At 65.7% G+C, this 20,633-nt stretch carries 17 protein-coding genes and 2 tRNA genes; 13 read left to right on the top strand and 6 right to left on the bottom strand.

All coding sequences use genetic code 11. The features are described 5' to 3' along the window. The first annotated feature begins 4 nt into the window (after positions 1-4). Together CSQ95_RS05595 and CSQ95_RS05600 are read left to right on the top strand one after the other, a co-directional pair. Positions 5-646 (top strand): hypothetical protein, encoded by a 642-nt coding sequence (locus CSQ95_RS05595; RefSeq protein WP_099408802.1) that lies wholly within the window; start codon positions 5-7, stop codon positions 644-646. Between the two features lie 39 nt (positions 647-685). Further along, entirely contained in the window at positions 686-4,444 is a 3,759-nt protein-coding gene (locus CSQ95_RS05600; protein WP_099408803.1) for an AAA family ATPase, read from the top strand. 4 nt (positions 4,445-4,448) lie between these two features. Here CSQ95_RS05600 and CSQ95_RS29600 read toward each other — a convergent pair whose 3' ends face one another. After that, on the bottom strand, positions 4,449-4,616 hold the full coding sequence (locus tag CSQ95_RS29600; protein WP_166449232.1) for a hypothetical protein: 168 nt from the start codon (positions 4,614-4,616) through the stop codon (positions 4,449-4,451). A gap of 178 nt (positions 4,617-4,794) precedes the next feature. Between CSQ95_RS29600 and CSQ95_RS05605 the strand changes: the two genes are divergently transcribed. The 5 genes from CSQ95_RS05605 to CSQ95_RS05625 all read left to right on the top strand — a co-directional run bounded on the left by CSQ95_RS05605 (position 4,795) and on the right by CSQ95_RS05625 (position 7,513). Then, entirely contained in the window at positions 4,795-5,004 is a 210-nt protein-coding gene (locus CSQ95_RS05605) for a hypothetical protein (protein WP_034755039.1), read from the top strand. Between the two features lie 60 nt (positions 5,005-5,064). Further along, positions 5,065-5,922 (top strand): hypothetical protein, encoded by an 858-nt coding sequence (locus CSQ95_RS05610; RefSeq protein ID WP_099408804.1) that lies wholly within the window; start codon positions 5,065-5,067, stop codon positions 5,920-5,922. Between the two features lie 58 nt (positions 5,923-5,980). Further along, positions 5,981-7,159, top strand: a complete 1,179-nt coding sequence (locus CSQ95_RS05615) for a class I SAM-dependent methyltransferase (RefSeq protein WP_180278962.1) — start codon at positions 5,981-5,983, stop codon at positions 7,157-7,159. A 56-nt stretch (positions 7,160-7,215) separates the two neighbouring features. Then, positions 7,216-7,292, top strand: a tRNA-Met gene (locus CSQ95_RS05620). Positions 7,293-7,436: 144 nt separating this feature from the next. Continuing rightward, a tRNA-Met gene (locus CSQ95_RS05625) sits at positions 7,437-7,513 on the top strand. Between the two features lie 67 nt (positions 7,514-7,580). Here CSQ95_RS05625 and CSQ95_RS05630 read toward each other — a convergent pair. Beyond that, positions 7,581-8,147 carry a hypothetical protein gene (locus CSQ95_RS05630; RefSeq protein WP_143449909.1) on the bottom strand — a complete coding sequence of 189 codons (567 nt, stop codon included), beginning with the start codon at positions 8,145-8,147 and terminating at the stop codon, positions 7,581-7,583. Positions 8,148-8,477: 330 nt separating this feature from the next. Between CSQ95_RS05630 and CSQ95_RS05635 the strand changes: the two genes are divergently transcribed. The 6 genes from CSQ95_RS05635 (at position 8,478) to dbpA (ending at position 16,488) form a co-directional block, all read left to right on the top strand. Beyond that, positions 8,478-8,996 carry a sigma-70 family RNA polymerase sigma factor gene (locus CSQ95_RS05635; protein ID WP_099408807.1) on the top strand — a complete coding sequence of 173 codons (519 nt, stop codon included), beginning with the start codon at positions 8,478-8,480 and terminating at the stop codon, positions 8,994-8,996. Position 8,997: 1 nt separating this feature from the next. Further along, entirely contained in the window at positions 8,998-10,005 is a 1,008-nt protein-coding gene (locus CSQ95_RS05640) for a FecR domain-containing protein (protein ID WP_099408808.1), read from the top strand. Positions 10,006-10,107: 102 nt separating this feature from the next. After that, positions 10,108-12,609, top strand: coding sequence for a TonB-dependent receptor (locus CSQ95_RS05645; RefSeq protein WP_099408809.1), 2,502 nt, complete (start codon positions 10,108-10,110; stop codon positions 12,607-12,609). 112 nt (positions 12,610-12,721) lie between these two features. Beyond that, positions 12,722-14,386, top strand: coding sequence for an acid phosphatase (locus CSQ95_RS05650; protein ID WP_099408810.1), 1,665 nt, complete (start codon positions 12,722-12,724; stop codon positions 14,384-14,386). A gap of 328 nt (positions 14,387-14,714) precedes the next feature. Next, positions 14,715-14,951: a hypothetical protein gene (locus tag CSQ95_RS05655; RefSeq protein ID WP_099408811.1), complete on the top strand. Its 237-nt coding sequence runs from the start codon at positions 14,715-14,717 to the stop codon at positions 14,949-14,951. A gap of 112 nt (positions 14,952-15,063) precedes the next feature. Continuing rightward, positions 15,064-16,488, top strand: a complete 1,425-nt coding sequence (gene dbpA, locus CSQ95_RS05660) for an ATP-dependent RNA helicase DbpA (RefSeq protein WP_099408812.1) — start codon at positions 15,064-15,066, stop codon at positions 16,486-16,488. Here the strand turns inward: dbpA and CSQ95_RS05665 are convergent. The 4 genes from CSQ95_RS05665 to CSQ95_RS05680 form a co-directional block, all read right to left on the bottom strand. Then, positions 16,475-17,017: a hypothetical protein gene (locus tag CSQ95_RS05665; RefSeq protein ID WP_070310473.1), complete on the bottom strand. Its 543-nt coding sequence runs from the start codon at positions 17,015-17,017 to the stop codon at positions 16,475-16,477. The two genes, dbpA and CSQ95_RS05665, sit on opposite strands and share 14 nt — an antisense overlap. Then, complete coding sequence (locus tag CSQ95_RS05670) at positions 17,010-17,588, bottom strand: hypothetical protein (protein WP_143449910.1); 579 nt, start codon at positions 17,586-17,588, stop codon at positions 17,010-17,012. The genes CSQ95_RS05665 and CSQ95_RS05670 overlap by 8 nt, the downstream gene beginning before the upstream one ends. Before the next feature lie 42 nt (positions 17,589-17,630). Continuing rightward, the gene (cysS, locus tag CSQ95_RS05675; RefSeq protein ID WP_099408814.1) at positions 17,631-19,007 is read right to left on the bottom strand and encodes a cysteine--tRNA ligase; all 1,377 of its coding nucleotides are present in this window, start codon (positions 19,005-19,007) and stop codon (positions 17,631-17,633) included. Positions 19,008-19,243: 236 nt separating this feature from the next. Further along, positions 19,244-20,395, bottom strand: a complete 1,152-nt coding sequence (locus CSQ95_RS05680; protein WP_070223830.1) for an MFS transporter — start codon at positions 20,393-20,395, stop codon at positions 19,244-19,246. Positions 20,396-20,633: the final 238 nt, after the last annotated feature.

Here is a 20,633-nt window from a genome sequence, read left to right on the forward strand (position 1 = left end):
TTTTATGAAGAAAATCCGTCATTTCCCCCTGCTGGGCGTTTCGTTGCTCATATCGCTTGCCGGTTGCGGCCCAAGCGCCGAGTACCCGCCCCCGATGCCGGCCGAAAAGACAGCAGCGTCGCAACTGTCGAAACCCATCATGCTCAAGGACCTGAGCACCGGCATCAAGGCGGGGGAATCGGTGGCCGATGGCTATCTGGGTAAATGGAGCTATTTCGGCAAACCGCGCGTCGTCACCACCGAGCAGCTGGCTGACGGCACAGTGACGGCCATCACGGTCTTGCTGGAAGGGTCTGACTCATACCAGCTCCAGAAAGAGCTTGAGGAAAAATACAGCAAGGAAGAAGGGCATCCCGTCACATTCAGCTGCAACCGGGCGTACCGCCGCCTCCCCGCACTCGACAACTTGAGAATCGTCGATGAAAACTGCATTGTGTATCATGCCGATCAAATATTGCGCATTCATTCCCTCTCTCCGTATGACACAGAGATGATCAACAAATTGTGGTCCGCCAGAGCCCTGTTCTTCACCACCAAACTGACGCTGGTCGATGCCGGCCTTGAAACCAAACGCGAAGCCGCCATAGCGGCGGCGTCCGCCGAAAAACACGCGGCCGAAGAAGCCAAGGCGAAAAAAGATCTGTAAGCGCACCCGTCGGGCGACTGCATCAGCATAAAGAACAGCATGAAAATCCTGAAAATCAGCGGCAAGAACCTGGCTTCGCTGGCCGGCGAATTTGAAGTCGACTTCCAGCAGGAACCGCTCGCGTCCTCCGGCCTGTTCGCCATCAGCGGCCCCACGGGCGCGGGCAAGAGCACCCTGCTCGACGCGCTGTGCCTGGCCCTGTACGACGCCACGCCGCGCCTGCTGAAGGTATTGGGCCGGGGCAGCGCCCTGCCCGACGTGGGCAAGGAAACCGTCAACGCGCAGGATACGCGCACCCTGCTGCGCCGCGGCACGCCGGACGGCTACGCGCAGGTGGACTTCGTCGGCAACGATGGCGGTCACTACCGCGCGCGCTGGAGCGTGCGCCGCTCGCGTACCAAAGCGGAAGGGGCGCTGCAGGCCACCGCCATGAGCTTGCACCAGCTGCCCGCGCTGCAGCCCATCGGCGGCACCAAGACGGAAGTAAAGGAAGAGATCGAAAAACGCATCGGCCTGTCCTTCGACCAGTTTACGCGCGCCGTGCTGCTGGCGCAAAACGAGTTTTCCACCTTCCTCAAGACGGAAGACAATGAACGGGGCGAATTGCTGGAAACCCTGACGGGCAGCAGCATCTATACCGATATTTCCATGCGCGCCTTCGAGCGGGCGAAAAAGGAAAAGCAGGTGCTCGAACGGCTGGGCGAAAAGCTGGCCGACCAGCGGCCGCTGTCGCCGGAAGAGCGCAGCGAGACCGAAGCGTCAAGCGGCGCGGCCGAGACCGCCCTGCAACACATCGACTTGCGCAAGGCGGTGCTGGAATTGCAGCAGCGCTGGCACCAGGAGACGCACAAGCTGCAAACCCAGGTGACGGCCGCGCAAGAGACGCTCGATAACGCCGATGCCGAACGGACCGCCGCGCAAGAACGCCGCGCGGCGCTGGCGCAGTGGGAATTGCTGCAGCCGGCGCGGCCCCTCGTCGACGACGTGGCGCGCCTGGCCAACGAGGTCGCCGGCACGGGCGCCGCGCTGGAAGCGTCGCGCGCGCAGGCGGCGCAAGCCATCGCCAGCGAAGCGCAGCTGGCGCAGGCCGTGCAGCAGGCGGCAGCGGCCTTGCTTGCCACGGAAGCGGCGCAGCGCGATGCCGCGCCCCCGCTCGACCAGGCCAAGGCGCTCGACGCCGGCATTGCGGCGCACATGCCCGCGCATCGCCAGGCGCAAGATGGGGCCCTGGCCGCCGACCAGGCCAACGAGGCGGCGCGCGCCGCGCTGCACGCGCTGCAGCAGCGCCAGCATGCCGCGCAAGCGGAACAGGAAGCGGGCCGCCAGTGGCTGGCATCGCACCAGCAGTGGCAGGCGCTGGCGCAATCGTGGCAGTTGTGGGATCAACTGTTTGCCCAGGCCGGCCAGGCGGCCGCGCAAGCCGATGCGGCCGACGCCAGCATGGCCGAGTCAAGACAGCAGCTGCGCCAGGCCTTTGACGCCGCGCAGGCGGCGCAAGCGGCGCTGGCCAGCGCCGCTGCCGTGCTGGCGGCGCGCGATGCGGAACGGCGCGAGGCGCAAGCGGCCGTGCAAGCCATCGATGGCCAGGGGCTGCAGGAACAGCGCGGCCGGCTCGAGGCGCACGCGCGCACGTTGGCCAGCGCGGAAAAGACCTGGAGCGAACTGGCGCGCCAGCAGCAGGCGCTGGCGCACTGGCAAGCGAGGGCGGCCCAGCTGGCGCAGGCCGCGCAAACGGAAAGTACGGCATGGGCGGCGGAAGCGGCGCAAACGGCGCTGCTGGAAGCGCGCCTGGCGCAGGCGGAAAAATCCTTGAAAGGCGCGGAGGCGGCATGCGCGGCCAGCGTGGAGCAGCTGCGGGCCAATTTGCAGGACGGGCAGCCCTGCCCCGTCTGCGGCGCGCTGGAACACCCGTACAGCCACGCCGACCACGCCTTGCAGGCGATGCTGGCCAGCTTGCAGGATGAGGTGCTGGCTTGCCGCACGCAGGCGCGCGGCAATCTGGAGCGGCTGGCCACGCACAAGGCGGCGCTGGCCGCGACGGCACGCGAACAGGCGCAAACGGAGGCCGAACTGGCGGCCCTGCCGCCCGCCATCGACAGCTTGCTCGCGCAGTGGCAGCCGCATGCCAATACCCTGCAGCTGCCGCCCGAAAACCGGCGCGCGGACTGGTTCGCGCAGCAGCTGGCGGCCAATGCGGCCGGCTTGCAGGCACTGGCGCAGCAGGAAACGGCGCTGCGCCAGGCCGGCGTACGGCGCGAGCAGGCGCAGGCGGCGCACGAACTGGCGTCCAGCGAGCACGCGCGCCGCACCAGCACCGCCGCCGAGGCGCAGGCGCGCCTGGCGCAGCTGCAAGCGCAGCAAGCGGGCAACGCCGACAAGGGCGCGACGGCGCGCGCCGCGCTCGACGCCTTGCTGGCGCAGCTCGATGGCGCGTTCGCCGACGCCGACGGCGCCGAGGACTGGAAAGACAGCTGGCGCGCCGGCCCGGCCGACTTCCGCGCCGCGCGTGAATCGGAAAGCCGGCAATGGCTGAAGCAGCAGGCGGACCAGGACAAGCGCGGCCACGCGCTGGCGACCCTGGCCGCGCAACTGGAAGCGGCGCTGCCGGCCGCCGCCAAGGCGCAGCAAGCGGCACAGGAAGCCCACGCCGTCTTTGCCGCCGCCGACAAGCAGCGCACGACAATGCAGGCGCAGCGCAACGCGCTATGGCAGGGCCGGAGCGTGGCCGAGGTCGAACGCGCGCTGGCAGGCGCCATCGCGGCAGCCAAAGAGCTGCTGACGCAGCAGCAAACGGCGGCGCAATCGGCCAGCCATCAGCGCACGCGCCTGGAAGAAGCGTGCGTGCAGCTGTCGCAGCGGCTGGCTGCCCTGCGTGAACAGGAACACGGCGCCAGCGCCGCCCTGCACGGCTGGCTGCGCCAGTTCCAGGATGCCCATCCGGCCCGTGCGCCGGGCGACATGGACGCCTTGCGCGCGCATCTGGCCATCGCGCCGGACACCATGCGCGCCGAACGCGACGCCCTGCAAGCGATCGCCGACCTCCACACGGCGGCCGTTTCCGTGCTGGCCGAGCGCCGGCAGCAGTTGGCGGCGCATGTGCAGCAGCCGCCGGAGGCACTGGAAATGGACGAGGCGGCGCTGCAGGATGCGCTCGACGCGCTGCTGCTGGAACGCCAGGCGGCCAACCAGGAAGCGACACGGCTGCGCCTGGCGATCGCGCAGGACGACGCGCGGCGCCACGGCGCGCAAGCGATGCTGGCGCAAATCGAGGCGCAAGCCGTCATCGAGCGGCGCTGGGCCAGCCTGGATGAATTGATCGGCTCGTCCGACGGCAAGAAATTCCGCAACTATGCGCAGCAATTCACCCTGGAAGTGCTGCTCGGCTATGCCAACGCGCATTTGAACCAGCTGGCGCGCCGCTACCAGCTCGAACGCATCGACAACCCGGACAAGCCGTCGCTGGGCCTGATGGTGCGCGACCAGGACATGGGCGGCGAGCTGCGCTCCGTGCATTCGCTGTCGGGCGGCGAATCGTTCCTCGTCTCGCTGGCCTTGGCGCTGGGCCTGGCCTCGCTGTCCTCGAACCGCGTGCGCGTCGAATCGCTGTTCATCGACGAGGGCTTCGGCAGCCTCGATACGGAAACCCTGCGCGTGGCCATGGATGCGCTCGACGGCTTGCAAGCGATGGGCCGCAAGGTGGGCGTCATCTCGCACGTACAGGAAATGACGGAGCGCATCGCCACCCGTATCCTCGTGAAGCCCGGTTCAGGCGGCAAGAGCGTGGTGACGGTGCTCTAGGTCGCTAGCGGCTGGCCGGCTCCCGGCACAGCCTGAGCATATCCCAACCCAGTTCGCGGCGGATCTGCTCGGGGTCGGGCGGGGGGCGGCGCTGTTCCAGCTCCGCTTTCAGCCACTTCCTGACCAGCTCCTTGGCGGGCTGTGCAGGCTTTTCCTTGTCATGCTTGTCCATGGTGCTACCTCTTCAATGGCGGTCAGACGACCTCCTATATACGCTCAACGTCATGGCGCGGATTCAGTTGACGTGCGCGTGGCGCAGATGCAACAACGTGTAACGATGGCCGGAGTGCGTTAAAATCGCCGCCTTCGCGTAACTACCCGCTACGCCCCGCAACAGTTCAAGGAGCCCCATGAAAGCCGCCCGCAGCCTCACCTTCAAGTGCGTAAAATGTCACAAATCCATGCAGGTTTACCTGCAAAAAGTCTCCGCCTGCTCGCATATCCAGCCATACCAGGGCATTTGCGCATGCGGCGAACTCAAGCGCCACGCCACGGGCCAGGCCGATGCCGTCAAGTCCTACCTGGAATCGGCGGACGGTAGCTGGTCGCACCACCACTAATGGTTAAAGAATGGGGCACGGCTGCCGTTAACTGAGTACTTACTCATTCGGAATTTGTTCATGTCCCAGCTTCCCGCCCTCGTTCCCGGCTCGCGCCAGCCCGCCGCCAATACCCTGGCAGGGCAAACGCCGCCTAAAACGGGCGCCGGCCTGGCCGCTTCCCCCCTGATGCAGCGCACGGCGCAAGACGTGGTCGCGCTGTCGAAGAATGGCCTGGACCTGTCGGCCAAGGGACTGTCGCAACGGACCGATGCGCTGGGCAACGCCACCGTCGACGTGGCGCAGGATTTTCTGAGCAACATGACACGTCAGCTGTTCGGCGACGGCGCCGCCGTCGCCTTCGATTCAGTCGACCTGCAAGCCGGTTCCAGCTTCAGCAGTGCTGGCGCCAGCGTCTCGGGCGCAGGCGGCAGCAGCCGCGCGGCCGCCTTCAGCCTCGATGAAAACGCGCATTTCATCGGCAAGGGCAAGATCACGACGGCCGATGGGCAAACCTTCGACTTCGAAGTGGAAGTGCAATATCAATCGAACATCAGCGCGGGCGTCCTTGAGCAAACGCAAGGTGAAACGCCGGAAGCCACATCCTCCGAAGACGACGCCCTGCCCGCCAAGGAGTTGCCCGCCACGCACTTCGGCGGCAATCTGCACGACCTGCTCAAGCTGCTGGGCCAGCAATTGCAAAGCAACATTTTTAATAACAACGTCAACAGCAACGCCGATGGCGCCAGCGCCAGCGGCAAGGATGGCGACCTGGCAGGCAGCCTGAGCTTGCGTTTGCTCAAGCTGGTGCAGCCGGACGCGGCGGTCAAAGCCGACCAGAAAGCCGTAGAGACGACGCCGGAAGACCAGGCGCGCGCCCGCGCGCTGGCACTCGCCTATGGCACGGACACTGCTAAGAGCACGGCCAGCGACGTATAATGGAAGACGGCCTGCGCAGGCGACCATGCCGCGCGCCCCCTTCTATCGATTGAAATCCATGTCCGACACTTCTTCCCCTACCGTTCATCCGCAGATCCACTGGAGCGAAAACGGCGCCGAGCATTCGGCCCGCTGGCGCTCGGAAAGCGGCATGCCGCCGCCCAAGCGCGTCGTCATCGCCGATGACCGCACGACGGCCGACCAGGCTTACCGCCTGGCCTGCGAAGGCACGGCCATGCTGTGGCGCGGCGACTTCCAGAACGCGCGCCAGCTGCTGCAGGCGCTGGCGCGGCGCGCCGACCACAAGAACGACAAACCGAGCAAAAAGGCCAAGGCCGCCAAATTGGCCAAGCCGGAACCATCGGCCACGGAAGCGTTCCATTTGCACCGCCAGGCGCAGTCGCAGCGCGCCCGCACCCTGGCCATGCTGCTGCTGCCGTTCGATGCCGACTACACGATCCCGCTGCGCCGCGCTCCGGACGTGAAACTGGCTTGCAATGAAGCGTATGGCCGCGGCGAGGAAGCGTTCGTCGCCTCGCTGCGCGAGCTGCTGGGCCTGATCGGCGCGCATGAATGGCGCCGCACGGGCGTGGACCTGCCGGCCCTGGGCCAGCGCATCCACCCGCATTACGGCGTATTCGCGCCCATCCGCGGCGAATACGTGGGCCTGGTGGCGGAAGCGCCGCTGCCCGCGCGCGCCAGCCTGGCCTTCGACATCGGCACCGGCACGGGCGTGCTGGCCGCCGTGCTGGCGCAGCGCGGCGTCGCCCGCATCGTCGCCACCGATCAGGACCCGCGCGCCCTGTCCTGCGCGCGCGAAAACCTGGCCCGCCTCGACTTGCAGGACAAGGTCGAGGTGGTGCAGGCCGACCTGTTCCCCGCCGGCCGCGCGCCGCTCGTGGTATGTAATCCGCCATGGCTGCCGGCCCGCCCAAGCTCGCCGATCGAATACGCCGTCTACGATCCGGACAGCCGCATGCTGCGCGGCTTCCTTTCCGGCCTGGCGGAACACCTGGAAGCCAACGGTGAAGGCTGGTTGATCCTGTCGGACCTGGCCGAGCACCTGGGTCTGCGCCCGCGCGCGCAATTGCTCGAATGGATAGAGCAGGCAGGCTTGAAGGTCGTCGGCCGCCTGGACGTGAAACCCACGCACCCGCGCGCGCAGGACGCCACCGACAGCCTGCACGCGGCACGCTCGCAGGAAATCACCTCGCTGTGGCGCCTGGCGGCGGCGTAATCGAGGGTCTGAAACCCGGCCATTGCGCATTGCAGCAAACCCCGCTATAATTCGCCTGCGGGGTGGAGCAGTCTGGCAGCTCGTCGGGCTCATAACCCGAAGGTCACAGGTTCAAATCCTGTCCCCGCAACCAGACACCGAAAAGCCGCTGATTCTTGCAAGAGAATCGGCGGCTTTTTCCATTGCGGCGCAGTATCTCAAGGGCCATCCTGCAAGCCAAATATCCTTCATTTCCATCCGCTCTTTCGCAATGCAGCAAACTCGGTTATAATTCGCCTGCGGGGTGGAGCAGTCTGGCAGCTCGTCGGGCTCATAACCCGAAGGTCACAGGTTCAAATCCTGTCCCCGCAACCAATACATAAAAACCGCTGATTCCTGCAAGGGAGTCAGCGGTTTTTTCATTCCGGGCCGGCGCATGCCTTTACGCGCTAACGCTGGCCCTGATCTGCCTGGCCGCCGCATGCAGGCTGGCCGCCACCCGTTCCAGCTTGTCGGCGCCCGCCGTTTCGGCCAGGGCGGCAAACGCGCTGATATGAAACGTGGCCACCATGGCCGGCGACACTTCCAGCTCCAGCGCCGTCTTGCTCAACTCCGTCGACGCCTCGAGATAAGGCTCGCTGCCCGCCTCGAACGCCTGCTTCGTTTCCAGCAATTCCTGTCCGCCCTCGGCCTTGGCCAAACATGCATCGACCTTTTGCTGGAAAGCAGGCAAGGTATCGCGCTCGGGGCCGGCGTCGGGCGCCGCTTCCGGCTCCGGCTCCACTGGCGCAGGCGCAGCGGCGGCCGGCTTGTTCGCCGCCGGCATGTCGCGCATAGTCAGCCAGCGCTCGACGGCGAGAAAATCGGCAAACGGCTCGTCCACCTTGGGGTTCATCAGCCAGACTTCCCCCGTGCGCCAGTCGATCCGGGCACCGCGCTCGTTTCTCGCCAACAGAATATCCTTGCCGCCATCGGCATTCGACACCCGGCCGATGTCAATCCAGTTCATCACTTCCGCCTGGCGCGACATCGCGTTGACCCGATGGAAATAGGCCAACCATAAAAATCTGGCGACCAGGAGAACCAGGGCACCGCCAACCATCCACATCATTTTTCGCTCCGCTCCGCACCACATCGACAGCCCGCATTTTCTCACATGAAAGCTTGCGCCAAGGAAACTTTTACATCTGCCGTGCGCAGGCGCAAAGCCCGGGCCGCGCGCGGCCCGGGCGCGCAGTCGCATTTCAGCAACGCCGCGTTTTCCTCATTGCCTGGCGGGCGCCGCTGCGCTATAATGAGAACAATTCTCATTTAGATTAAGATATTCCATCCCGTCCGCATGCTGTCCGCCCCTTCCCCGCCGTCCGAATTCCAGGACCTGTACGCCGAGCACCACTCGTGGCTGCTGCACTGGCTGAAGCGCCGCCTGCACGATGCGGGGCTGGCGGGCGACCTGGCGCAGGATACCTTCCTCAAGATCTTCGTTGCGCGCAGCAGTGCCGGGATCGCGCAGCCGCGCCCCTTCCTGGCCACCATCGCCAAGCGCCTGCTGGCCAACCACTGCCGGCGCGAAGAACTGGAACGCGCCTACCTCGACGCCCTGCGGCACCAGCCGCAAGCGAGCACGCCGTCGCCGGAAGCGATGTCCATCCTGCTCGAATCGCTGCAGCTGGTCGACCGCGCGCTGGACCGGCTCTCCGCCAAGGCCAGGGCCGCCTTCCTGCTGGCCCACCTGGACGGCATGAGCTATGCCGAAATCGCCGCCGAACTGGGCACCACCACACATTCCGTCAAAAAATACCTGAGCAAGGGCAACTTGCTGTGCTTTTTTGCCGTGCCCGATTTTGCCGCGCCCTGACATGCGCGGCGCCACCGTCTACGCCCAGGGCCAGCCCATCGACCTGGCCATCGCCATGCAGGCGGCCGAATGGCTGACCACCCTGATGAGCGGCGAAACGACGCCGGCGGAAAAAACGGCGTGGCAGCAGTGGCGCCAGGCGCACCCCGACCATGAACGGGCATGGCGTCACATCGAAAGCGTCAGCGGCGGCTTGCGCGAACTCGATGGGCCAGCCAGCCGCAAGGCGCTGCTGCAAAGTCCCCTCTCGCGTTCCGCCTCGCGGCGCGGCAGCCTGCGGCTGCTGGCGTGGGTATCGGCCATCGGCATCACGGGCTGGTTCGGCGCGCGCTCGGAATATGCGCCCGGCATGGCCCGCGCCGCGCTGGCCGACCTGTCCACCGGCGTGGGCGAACGCCGCGAGCTGACCCTGGTCGACGGCAGCCGCCTGCATCTGAACAGCGGCAGCTCCGTCAACATCCGCTACACGGACACGCAACGGCTGCTGCAACTGGTGCGGGGCGAAGTCTTCATCGCCACCGCCCGCGAAACGGGCCGGCCTTACCGCCCCTTCCTCGTCGAAACGGCGCAAGGCCACGCGCAGGCGCTGGGCACGCGCTACTCGGTGCGCCAGGCCGAGGGCAGCACACTGGTCGCCGTCGAGGAAGGCGCCGTGCGGCTGATGCCGCGCCAGGGCGATGGCAGTCTCGTGATCCAGGCCGGCCAGGGCGGCGGCATGACCGCGCGCAGCATCGGACCCGCGCACGCCGTCTCGCCCGACATCTGGGCCTGGCGGCAGGGATTGCTGCTGGCCGACGCCATGCCGCTGCGCGACTTCCTGCATGAATTGAGCCGCTACCGCCACGGCTTGCTGGGCTGCGACGACGCGGTGGCCGGCCTGCGCATCTCCGGCGTCTTCCCGCTGGCCGACCTGGACGCCGTGCTGCTGTCGCTGCCCGATTCCCTGCCGGTGGACGTGCGCCTGCGCACGCGCTATTGGGTGCAGGTGGAAGCGCGGCGGCAGCGCTGAACATGTATTTTGACGCCAGCGCAAAAAAAAGGTACCCGTTTTCGATTCTCGCGTGACCTGTGTAGGCAACGTTCTTTTTGACGACTACACCACAAGGTAACCATGTCTCCTGCCATTCATTCCAAGCCGCGTATCAAACCCATGGCGTATGCCATCCAGCTCGTCTTCATCGGTTCGGCCCTGCTGCTGAATATTCCCGCGCCAGCCCTGGCGCAGGAAAGCGCGGCCGCCGCTGCGGCCAGCCTCGACTTCCAGGTGCCGGCCGGCGACCTGGCGGCGGCGCTGCGCCAGGTCGCCAGCCAGTCCAGGGTCATCCTCAGCTTCACGCCGGAGCAGACGCGCGGCAAGACGTCGGCCGGCTTGAGCGGCCGCCACGACGTGCTGGCCGCCCTGAACGGCGTGCTGCGCGGCACGGGCCTGAAGGCCGAGCGCAGCGCCAATGGCAGCTACGTGCTGCGCCCGGCCCAGGCCCCGACGGAATCCGGCGCGGAGGCCATCGCCATGATGCCGGAAGTGTCGGTCAAGGCGCAGCAGGACGCCACCGAAGGCTCGGGCGCGTATGTCTCCGCCCTGCCGATCGCCACTGCCACGCCGCTGGGCCTGTCGATCAGGGAAACGCCGCAGTCGGTCAGCGTCATCACGCAGCAGCGCATGCAGGACCAGGGCTTGAGCACGATCGCGCAAGTGATGGCGCAAACGCCGGGCATCACCCTGTTCTCGCTGGGCAGCGAGCGCACGGGCTTTACCTCGCGCGGCTATTCGATCACCAATTACCAGCTCGACGGCGTCAGCACGCATTCGGAAAACCTGGGCCTCGACGCGATACCGTCGCAAAGCCTGGCCGACATGGCGCTGTACGACCGCATCGAAGTGCTGCGCGGCGCCTCGGGCCTGATGACGGGCGCGGGCGATGCCTCGGGCGCCATCAACATGGTGCGCAAGAAGCCGACGGCGCAGTTCCAGGCCGCCGTCGAGGGCGAGCTGGGCTCCTACGATGAGCGGCGCGCCATGGCCGACATCTCGGGTCCGCTGAACGAGGCGCGCACGGTGCGCGGCCGCCTGGTGACAGTGTACGAGGAAGGCGACAGCATCATCGACGGCTACAGCCGCGACAAGAAAGTGGTCTACGGCGTGGTCGAGGCGGACTTGTCCAGCGACACGAAACTGACGGCCGGCGTGACGCACCAGCGCAAGCGCTCGGACGGTTCCCTCTCCTACCTGGGCTTCCCCCTGTTCTACAGCAATGGCGCCATGACGGACCTGCCCCGCTCCTTCAGCCCGGCGGCCAGGTCGAATCGCTTCAACACCAATTCAACCGACATCTTCGCCACCGTGGAGCACGCGCTGGCGAACGACTGGAAGCTGAAAATCTCGGCCAACCGCGTGCAGTCGTCGCAGGAGGAGCGCGCCGTCTACATGAACGTGAGCGCCAGCTTCCCCGACCAGGCCACGGGCGATGGCCTGCGCTTGAGCGCCGACTACCGCGATTACCAGCTGAAGGTCAACAGCGTGGACGTCAACGTGCGCGGGCCATTCAGCGCCTTCGGCCGCCAGCACGAGCTGGTGCTGGGCATGGACTACAGCCAATTCCAGAGCAAGACGGATGGCCGCTTCGACTGGAGCATCCAGGGCAGCGGCGTCAACCTGTACCGCTGGAATCGCCTGGCAACGCCCGCGTTTGGCGATACCTACGTCACCTACGACAGCACGCGCCGCCAGGCCAGCGCGTATGCCGCCACGCGCCTCAACCTTTCCGAGCGCCTGAAACTGATCGCCGGCGCCAAGGTGCTGCGCTACAGCGAGAACTACATCTCGGACGCGCCTTCCGTGCCGTTTTACAGCGCGTCGCCAGCCTCGGAAAGCCGCGTCTTCACGCCGTATGGCGGCCTGGTGTTCGACATCGACGGCACGCACAGCGCCTACGCCAGCTATTCCACCATCTACCAGCCGCAAGCCCAGCAAGACCGCTACGGCAAGCTGCTGGCGCCGCGCGAGGGCAAGACGTTCGAAGCGGGCATCAAGAGCAGCTGGCTCGATGGCCGCCTGAACACGGCCGCCGCGCTGTACCAGATCCGCCAGAGCAACCTGGCCGAATCGGACCCCGGCTACACCGTCCCGGGCACGAACAATCCCGCCAACCGCACCATCAAGGGCGCCAAGACCCAGGGCGTGGATCTGGAAGCGACGGGCGCGCTGACGCCGGACTGGAACATCTCGGCTTCGTGGTCCTACAGCCAGACGGAAAACAATACCGGCAAGGCGATCCTGACCACCTTCCCGCGCCACCTGGTGAAACTGTGGACCACTTACCGGCTGCCCGGCGAGCTCAATCGCCTGACGGTGGGCGGCGGCGTGAACTGGCAAAGCCGCGTGTATTCCGACATCGACGCGTGGCAGATCAACAGTACCCTGCACTGGGAACAGAAGGCGTACTCGGTGGCCAGCCTGATGGCGCGCTATGACGTCAACGACAAGCTGTCGGCCACCGTGAACGTGGCCAACCTGTTCGACAAGCAGTACACGGCTTCCGTGTCGGACTGGTGGTACTCGGGCATGCATGGCCCGGCGCGCAAGGTGGCCTTGAGCGTGCGCTACCAGTTCTGACGCGCTGAAGGGGCGGGGCGAATATTTCACATTATCCAGGGGCCGGTGATACAATTTTCCGCTTCACGGGCAGCACCGTGGCCCGTGCCACAGAGACACCCAAGGAGAATGTGTGAAGGACCTCGCCCCCGCCCTGCCAGCCGATCCGGCCGACCAACCCGCCAATCCCTCGCGCCGGCGCATTTTCCAGGCTGCTTCCGCAGTCGGTCTGGCCGCCAGCCTGCCGGCGCTGGCCGACGCCGCGCCAGCCAGGAAGACCATCGCCAAGGGTTCGCTCGACGCGAAACTCAAGGCGCACGTCAAGAACGTGGTCGTGATCTACCTGGAAAACCGCAGCTTCAACAACCTGTTCGCCAACTTCCCCGGCACCAGCGCGCCCCTGTCCGCCGTCACGGCGGAACAGGCGCAGCAGCTGGACCGCGACGGCAAGCCGCTGACTACCCTGCCGAAGATTTGGGGCGGCCTGGTGCCGAACCAGCAAAACATCGGCGGCATCGATTACCTGATCAAGGAAGAGCAGATTTTCGGCCTGCCCAACGCGCCCTACAAACTGAGCGACGCGGCCGGCAAGCCCCTGCCCGAGAGCATCATCACGCGCGACCTCGTGCACCGCTTCTATAACAACCAGATGCAGATCAACGGCGGCAAGAACGACGGCTTTGCCGCGTGGGCCGACAGCGGCGGCCTGGTGATGGGCCACTACGGCGAAACGTCGAAAAACCTGAACCTGTGGCAGATCGCCGAGCAATACACGCTGTGCGACAACTTCTTCATGGCGGCCTTCGGCGGCTCCTATATGAACCACCAGTTCCTCGTCACGGGCCGCGCCAACGAATATTTCAATGCTGCCGAGACGGCGGCGAAGAAAAAGATCGCCGTGCTGTCGGACGGCCCGCAAGGCGTGCGCCTGGCCATCTCGCCCGACTGCCCCGCCTCCGCGCTGGACGGCAAGCCGAAATACGTGAACGACGGCGCCATCACGCCGGACGGCTATGCCGTCAACACCATGGCGCCGCCGTACCAACCGAGCTACATCCGCCCCGCCTTCGACGGCGACCCGCTGCACGCCGACCCGGCCGACGCGAATACGCTGCCGCCGCAAACCTACGACACCATCGGCGACCTGCTGTCGCGCAAGGGCGTCAGCTGGGCATGGTATGGCGGCGGCTGGCAAGCGGCGCTCGACCACAAGGGCGGCGGCAGTAAACCAAACTTCCAGTTCCACCACCAGCCGCTGAACTACTTCAAGCAGTTCGCGCCCGGCACGGCGGCGCGCGCCGAACACCTGCGCGACGGCGGCACGGGCGACAGCCCGATCTCGAACAAATTCCTCGCCGCCGCCGTGGCGGGCAAGCTGCCGGCCGTGACCTTCTACAAGCCGCAGGGCAACCTGAACCTGCACGCGGGCTATTCGGATATCGAGTCGGGCGACCAGCACGTGGCCAACGTCATCCAGCATCTGAAGGAATCGCTGCAGTGGAAGGACATGATCGTGGTGATCACGTTCGATGAGAACGGTGGCTGGTGGGATCACGTGGCGCCGCCAAAGGGCGACCGCTGGGGCCCGGGCACGCGCATTCCCGCCATCGTCGTCTCGCCGTACGCGAAAAAAGGCGCCGTCGACCACAGTTTCTACGACACGACGTCGATCCTGCGTTTGATCACGCGCCTGCACGACCTGCCGCTGCTCGAAGGCCTGAAAGTGCGCAACGATGCGTTTGCGGCACGCGGCGCGCTGCCGCCGGGCGACCTGACGGGCGCCCTGAGCTTCCGCTAAACGCCATCCAAAACCTGCTGCGCGTCGCGATTTGCGGCCTGCGATGCTCACTGTGCTAAAGCACAGTTGCGCTTCTCAGCCACAACTCACTGCCGCTCGCTACGGTTTTGTCAGGCGTTATAAGCCACCCACGGTGCGGCACGCCTGTGATACACTGCGTGCCGCACTTAAATCCGCAGGACAAGTTTTCCTGAAGGTTATCCCAACCATGAGCCCGACTCCAGTAGCCGGGCTTTTGTTTTGTGGATGAAGTGAAAGCGTATTGACATAGGCGGGCAGCACCTTGCCCGCCCCTTGGCCTTCGCAGGCCAGGGACAGAGGTTAGCAAATGAGAGATAAAAAAGACAACGCCACCATCGACTTGCCCGGTTTCGGTCCGCCGCCAGCGCTCGAGGCGCCAGAGCCGGCGCCGGAGCCGCAGCGCCGCGCGCGCGCGCGCAAGGCGGCGCTGAAGCAGGTGCAGCTCGAATTGCTGGAGCCGACCGACGCCACGGGCCTGCCCGTATGGACGCGCGACGCCGGCCTCGATCTGACCGGTTTGCCCATCTGGGCGCCCGATAATTAGTACCCCACGCCGGCGGCCGTTCGCCGCCGGCTTCCACACCACCATCCGCACAAGGGCGTAGAACGCCTGTAGACTGTGCCCATTCACCCGCTTTTTACCGGCTCCGCCCTTTATGAACACCACATCCGCCACCACCTCTTTTTCCTGCCTGCCGCTGACGCCCGCCTTTTTGGCCAACCTGGATTCGCTCGGCTACCACGAGATGACCACCATCCAGGCGCAAAGCCTGCCGGCGGTGCTCGATGGCCGCGACCTGATCGCGCAAGCGAAAACGGGCAGCGGCAAGACGGCCGCCTTCGGCATCGGCATCCTGCACAAGCTCAATCCGGCCTGGTTTGCCGTGCAAGGCCTGGTGCTGTGCCCCACGCGCGAGCTGGCCGACCAGGTGGCCAATGAGCTGCGCCGCCTGGCCCGCGCGGCCGGCAACATCAAGATCCTGACCCTGACGGGCGGCGCGCCGATGCGCCCGCAAATCGCCTCGCTGGAACACGGCGCCCACATCGTCGTCGGCACGCCGGGCCGTTTGCGCGACCACCTGGGCCGCGGCACCATCAACCTGAATCACGTGCAGACCCTGGTGCTCGATGAAGCTGACCGCATGACGGACATGGGCTTTTACGAGGAAATCGCCGGCATCGTCAGCGCCTGCCCGGCGCGCCGCCAGACCCTGCTGTTCTCGGCCACGTACCCGGAAGACATCCGCCGCGCCACGGCGTCGTTCCTCGTCAATCCGCTGGAAGTGACGGTCGAAGCGCAGCACGACAACGACAAGATCGAGCAGCGCTTCTATGAAATCGGCTTCGACGAGCGCAACAGCGCCGTCGGCAAGCTGTTAAAACACTTCAAGCCGGAATCGACCCTGGCCTTCTGCAACACCAAGGTGCATTGCCGCGAACTGGCCGAAGAATTGCGCCAGCAAGGCTTTTCCGCGCTGGCCCTGTACGGCGAGCTGGAACAGCGCGAGCGCGATGAAATCCTCGTGCTGTTCGCCAACCGCAGCTGCTCCGTGCTGGTGGCCACCGACGTCGCCGCGCGCGGCCTCGATATTTCCGACCTGGGCGCCGTGATCAACGTCGACGTCTCGAAAGACACGGAAGTGCATATCCACCGCATCGGCCGCACGGGCCGCGGCAGCAAGAAGGGCCTGGCCCTGTCGCTGTGCGCGCCGAACGAGAAAAAATGGGTCAAGCTGATCGAGCAATACCAGAACAGCGCCGCCGAATGGCACGACCTGAAGGAACTGGCGGAAGATGACGGGATGGAGGCGCTGCCGGCGCCGATGGTCACCCTGTGCATCATGGGCGGCAAGAAGGACAAGCTGCGCCCGGGCGACTTGCTGGGCGCGCTGACGGGCGATGCGGGCCTGACGAAAGAACAGGTGGGCAAGATCAACGTGTTCGAGTTCATGACCTACGTGGCGCTCGACCGCAAGGTGGCAGAAGCGGCCTTCAAGCGCCTGAACGCGGGCAATACCCTGGGCCGCGACTTCGGCAACATCAAGGGCCGCAGCTTCAAGATGCGCTTTATCGAGGCGTAAGCGCCTGCAACGCACGCAGGGCCGCCATGGTCCTGCGTCCCGGGTAGCTGTCCCACACGGGATACTGCCCGCGGTAGTAGCAGTTCCAGTAACTGACGTTGCGCCGCTCCAGCGTATCGAGATACGCGGGGTTCTCCCGCAGGTAGCGCGCCAGTGCATCGGCATTCCAGGCCGGCAGCGCCGCGCCAATGACCTCGACAATCTCCAGCACGTATTCGCCGCACAGGTGCACGACGAAGGGCACCGTCCACGCCCGCTCCTGCAGCAACAGCTGTCTTGCACACGCTTCGCGCAGATGGCCGTCATGGTGGCGCGTGCCCAGGCACAGGGCGAGCACGCCCGCGTCGCCGGGCAGCCGCGTACAGGCCAGCAGCGGCTCGCGGTCATAATAGGTGCGCGCCGGGATCAGCAAGGCCTCGCCATCCTGGCGCACGGCAAATGGCGGGTGTGTCCGGCCGCTCCCCAGTGCGGGCAGCAGCTGCGCCACGGTGCCGGCCAAGGCCGCCGGAAAGGCATCCGCTTCAGCCATCGCGCCCCTCCCGGCACACCTTGCGCACGCCCAGTGCGGGTTTATCCATCTTTTCAAAGATCACGTTCGAATACCAGTCGGCGGGGCCGCCGTCCGTGGGCTTGCCCAGCGAAATATAATAGCCGCCATGGGTGAACAGGGCCGTCGTTTCCTTGCCTGGCGTGGTCCTCTGCAGGAAGGCGGGCCAGGCCGCCTTGTCGACTGGATTGAAACGCGCGGCCAGCAGCGCCAGCAAACGCGCATGCGTAGCCGCCGCATACGGGAACAGATACAGGTATTCGACCAGTTCGCCGCCATCGGCCAGGCGCGTGACCGCGGCCGTCGCGGCATCGACCGTTCCCCCGTCGTCGCCGAAGCGGCACAAGGTGCCGCCGCTGTAGGCGAAATCGATGACGGTCGCCGGCGCGCACGCCTGCCGTTCGCGGTCGATGCCGACGGGCGGCAGCGCGCGCACTTGCGCCAGCAGCGCTTCGCTTGACGTGGCCAGCACGGGAAAGCCCGGACACTCGCTGGCCGCGCGGGCGGCAGAAAAGGCCAGGCAACAACTCAACAACAGCAAACGACGCTTCACGGCATCTCCAGTTTCATCAGGCGGCCATTATGCAGGACATCTTCACAAAGGCCGCGCCTGTTGCCCCTGCGGCGTATCGTCGATGTCGTAGCCGGCCGCGCGCGCCAGTTCGCGCAAGCGGTCCGCCTCGGCCCACTGGCGCTGCGCGCGGGCGTGGGCCCGTTCCGCCAGCCACGCCAGCACCGGCTGCGGCACTTCCACCTGCGCCGGCTGCCAGGCCAGCAGATCGAGCCCCAGCGCCGCGTCGAAGCTGGCCATGGTGGCCTTTTTCACGCCATCGGGCAGCGCGCTTTTCAGCAGCTCCCAGGTCACGGCCAGCGCGCGCGGATAATTCAGGTCATCGTTGACGCAGGTCCTAAAACGCGCCAGCCATGTCGCATCGGCCTCGCCGCCTGCGTCCCCCAGGCCATGCACGGCCACGCGCAGGCGCGCCAGGCCGCTGCTGGCGGCGCGCAGGGCTTCATCCGTGAAGTTGAGGCTGCTGCGGTAGTGGGCGCCCAGGCACAGGTAGCGGTAGGCCAGCGGATCGATGCCTTGCTCCGCCAGGCTTTGCAGGCGCAGGAAGTCGCCCGAGGATTTCGACATCTTCGCATCCTGCGTCTTGAGGAAGGCGCCGTGCAGCCAGAAGTTGGCCAGGCGCGTGCCATGGCGCGCTTCCGTTTGCGCGATCTCGTTGCTGTGGTGGACGGCCACGTGGTCTTCGCCGCCGCAATGGATGTCGAAATACGCGCCCAGGTGCTTTTCTGCCATGGCCGAGCATTCGATGTGCCAGCCGGGGAAACCCAGGCCCCAGGGACTGTCCCACTCCATCTGCCGCTGTCCCGGCACGCCGCTGAACTTCCACAGCGCGAAGTCGCAGATGTCGCGTTTCTCCCCAAGGCCCACCCTTTTCCCCGCCTGCAGTCCATCGCGGTTCAGGCGTGCCAGCTTGCCGTAACTGTCCTGGCGCGTCGTGTCGAAATAGATGCCGTCGTCCGTGCGGTAGGTATAGCCCTTCGCTTCCAGGTCGAGGATGAAGGCAATCTGCTCCGCGATGTGGTCGGTGGCGCGGCACCAGACGGTGGGCGGCAGGATATTGAGCTGGCGCAGATCGTCCTCGAACGCGCGGGTAAATTCAAGGGCGATGTCCCAGGCCGACTTGCCGCTGCGGGCGCTGCGCGCTTCGATCTTGTCGTCGCCGCTGTCCGCGTCCGACGTCAAATGGCCCACGTCCGTGATGTTCATCACGTGGCGCACCTGCAAGCCGTTGAACGCGAGCGCGCGGCGCAAGCCGTCGACGAACAGGTAGGTGCGCAGGTTGCCGATGTGCGCGTAATCGTAGACGGTGGGGCCGCACGCGTACAGGCCTGCCTGGCCCGGGGCGATGGGTTCAAACGGGCGCAGGCTGCGCGCATAGGTATCGTACAGATGAAGTGTCATGCGGGGCTTTCATTAACGCTGCGGAAAAAGAAAATGGCCACAGGTTTTTCAACACTGTGGCCATCGAATGAGGAGTAAAACGTCAGCGGCGCGCAGCCGCATCCTCACGGGGCCAGGCGCACGGACACAGCGCAGCAGCGGCGCCGGATGCAGAAACTGGAGGGAGGATGAAAGTGATCATGGGACGAATATCGCATGTACGCGGGCGGGCCGTCAAGCCCTCCCGCGTCCCCCGCTTATTTTTTCGCCTGCTCGATCTGCGGCAGCAGCACCGTCAGAATGCCCAGCAGCGGCAAATAGGAGCAGATTTTATACACATAGGCGATGCCGGAGATATCAGCCAGGTGGCCCATGGCGGCGGCCGCGATGCCGGACACGCCGAACATCAGGCCAAAGAAGATGCCTGCGATCATGCCGACCTTGCCCGGCACCAATTCCTGCGCGAAAACGACGATGGCGGAAAACGCGGACGAAATCACGAAGCCGATGATCACCGTCAGGACGGCCGTCCAGAACAGGTCGACGTACGGCAGCAGCAGGGTAAATGGCGCGGCGCCCAGGATGGAAATCCAGATCACGCGCTTGCGGCCGATGCGGTCGCCGATGGGGCCGCCCATGAAGGTGCCGGCCGCCACGGCGGCGAGGAAGAGGAACAGGTAGAGCTGGGCATCGCCGAGCGACAGGTGGAATTTGTCGATCAGGTAAAACGTGTAATAGCTCGACAGGCTGGCCATGTAGATGTACTTCGAGAACACCAGCAGCGCCAGCACGCCCAGCGCGCCAATCACCTTGTTGCGCGACAAGTTCGGGCCATGGCCGCCCGCCTTCGGCTTGAAGCTGGCCAGGTGGCCGCTATACCAGTGGCTGACCTTGTACAGCACGCCGATGGCCAGCACGGCCAGCAAGCTGAACCAGGCGACATTGCCGTGGCCACGGTTCACGATGACGGCGGCCGCCAGCAGCGGCCCCAGGGCGGAACCGACGTTGCCGCCCACCTGGAACAGGGACTGGGCAAAGCCGTAGCGCCCGCCCGAGGCCATGCGCGCCACCCGCGACGCTTCCGGGTGGAAAGTCGAGGAACCGACGCCGATCAGGCCGGCGGCGAGCAGCAGGGTCGGGAAGGTCGAGACGACGGACAGCATCAGCACGCCGGCAAGGGTAAAGCACATGCCGACCGGCAGCAGGAATGGCAGCGGACGGCGGTCCGTGTACAAGCCGATCCAGGGCTGCAGCAACGATGCCGTGCACTGGAACGTCAGGGTTATGAGGCCGACCTGGGTAAAACTGAGTGAAAACTCGGCTTTCAGCATCGGATAAATCGACGGCAATAATGCCTGGATCAAGTCATTGAGCAAATGCACGAAGGCGACGGCGCCCAGGATGTGCATGGCCAGACCGGATTGTTGTTGGGAACTATGAAGCGAGGGAGCCGCCGGCACGGACTTGGCCAATGGCGGGGCAGTTGTGGTTGTATGCATGTGTCTTCCGCAATAATCGGGCGCGGCGGGCGGCCCGGCAAAGAAGCCAGTATAGTATGGTCACTGAACTGATAACTTCCAATAATCGTCGCCCAAGTGACAACTGAGTGACAATCAGGCGACAAGCCAACGACCGACATGTACACCC

The sequence above is a fragment of the Janthinobacterium sp. BJB304 genome, from assembly GCF_002735765.1.
GTDB lineage: Bacteria > Pseudomonadota > Gammaproteobacteria > Burkholderiales > Burkholderiaceae_D > Janthinobacterium.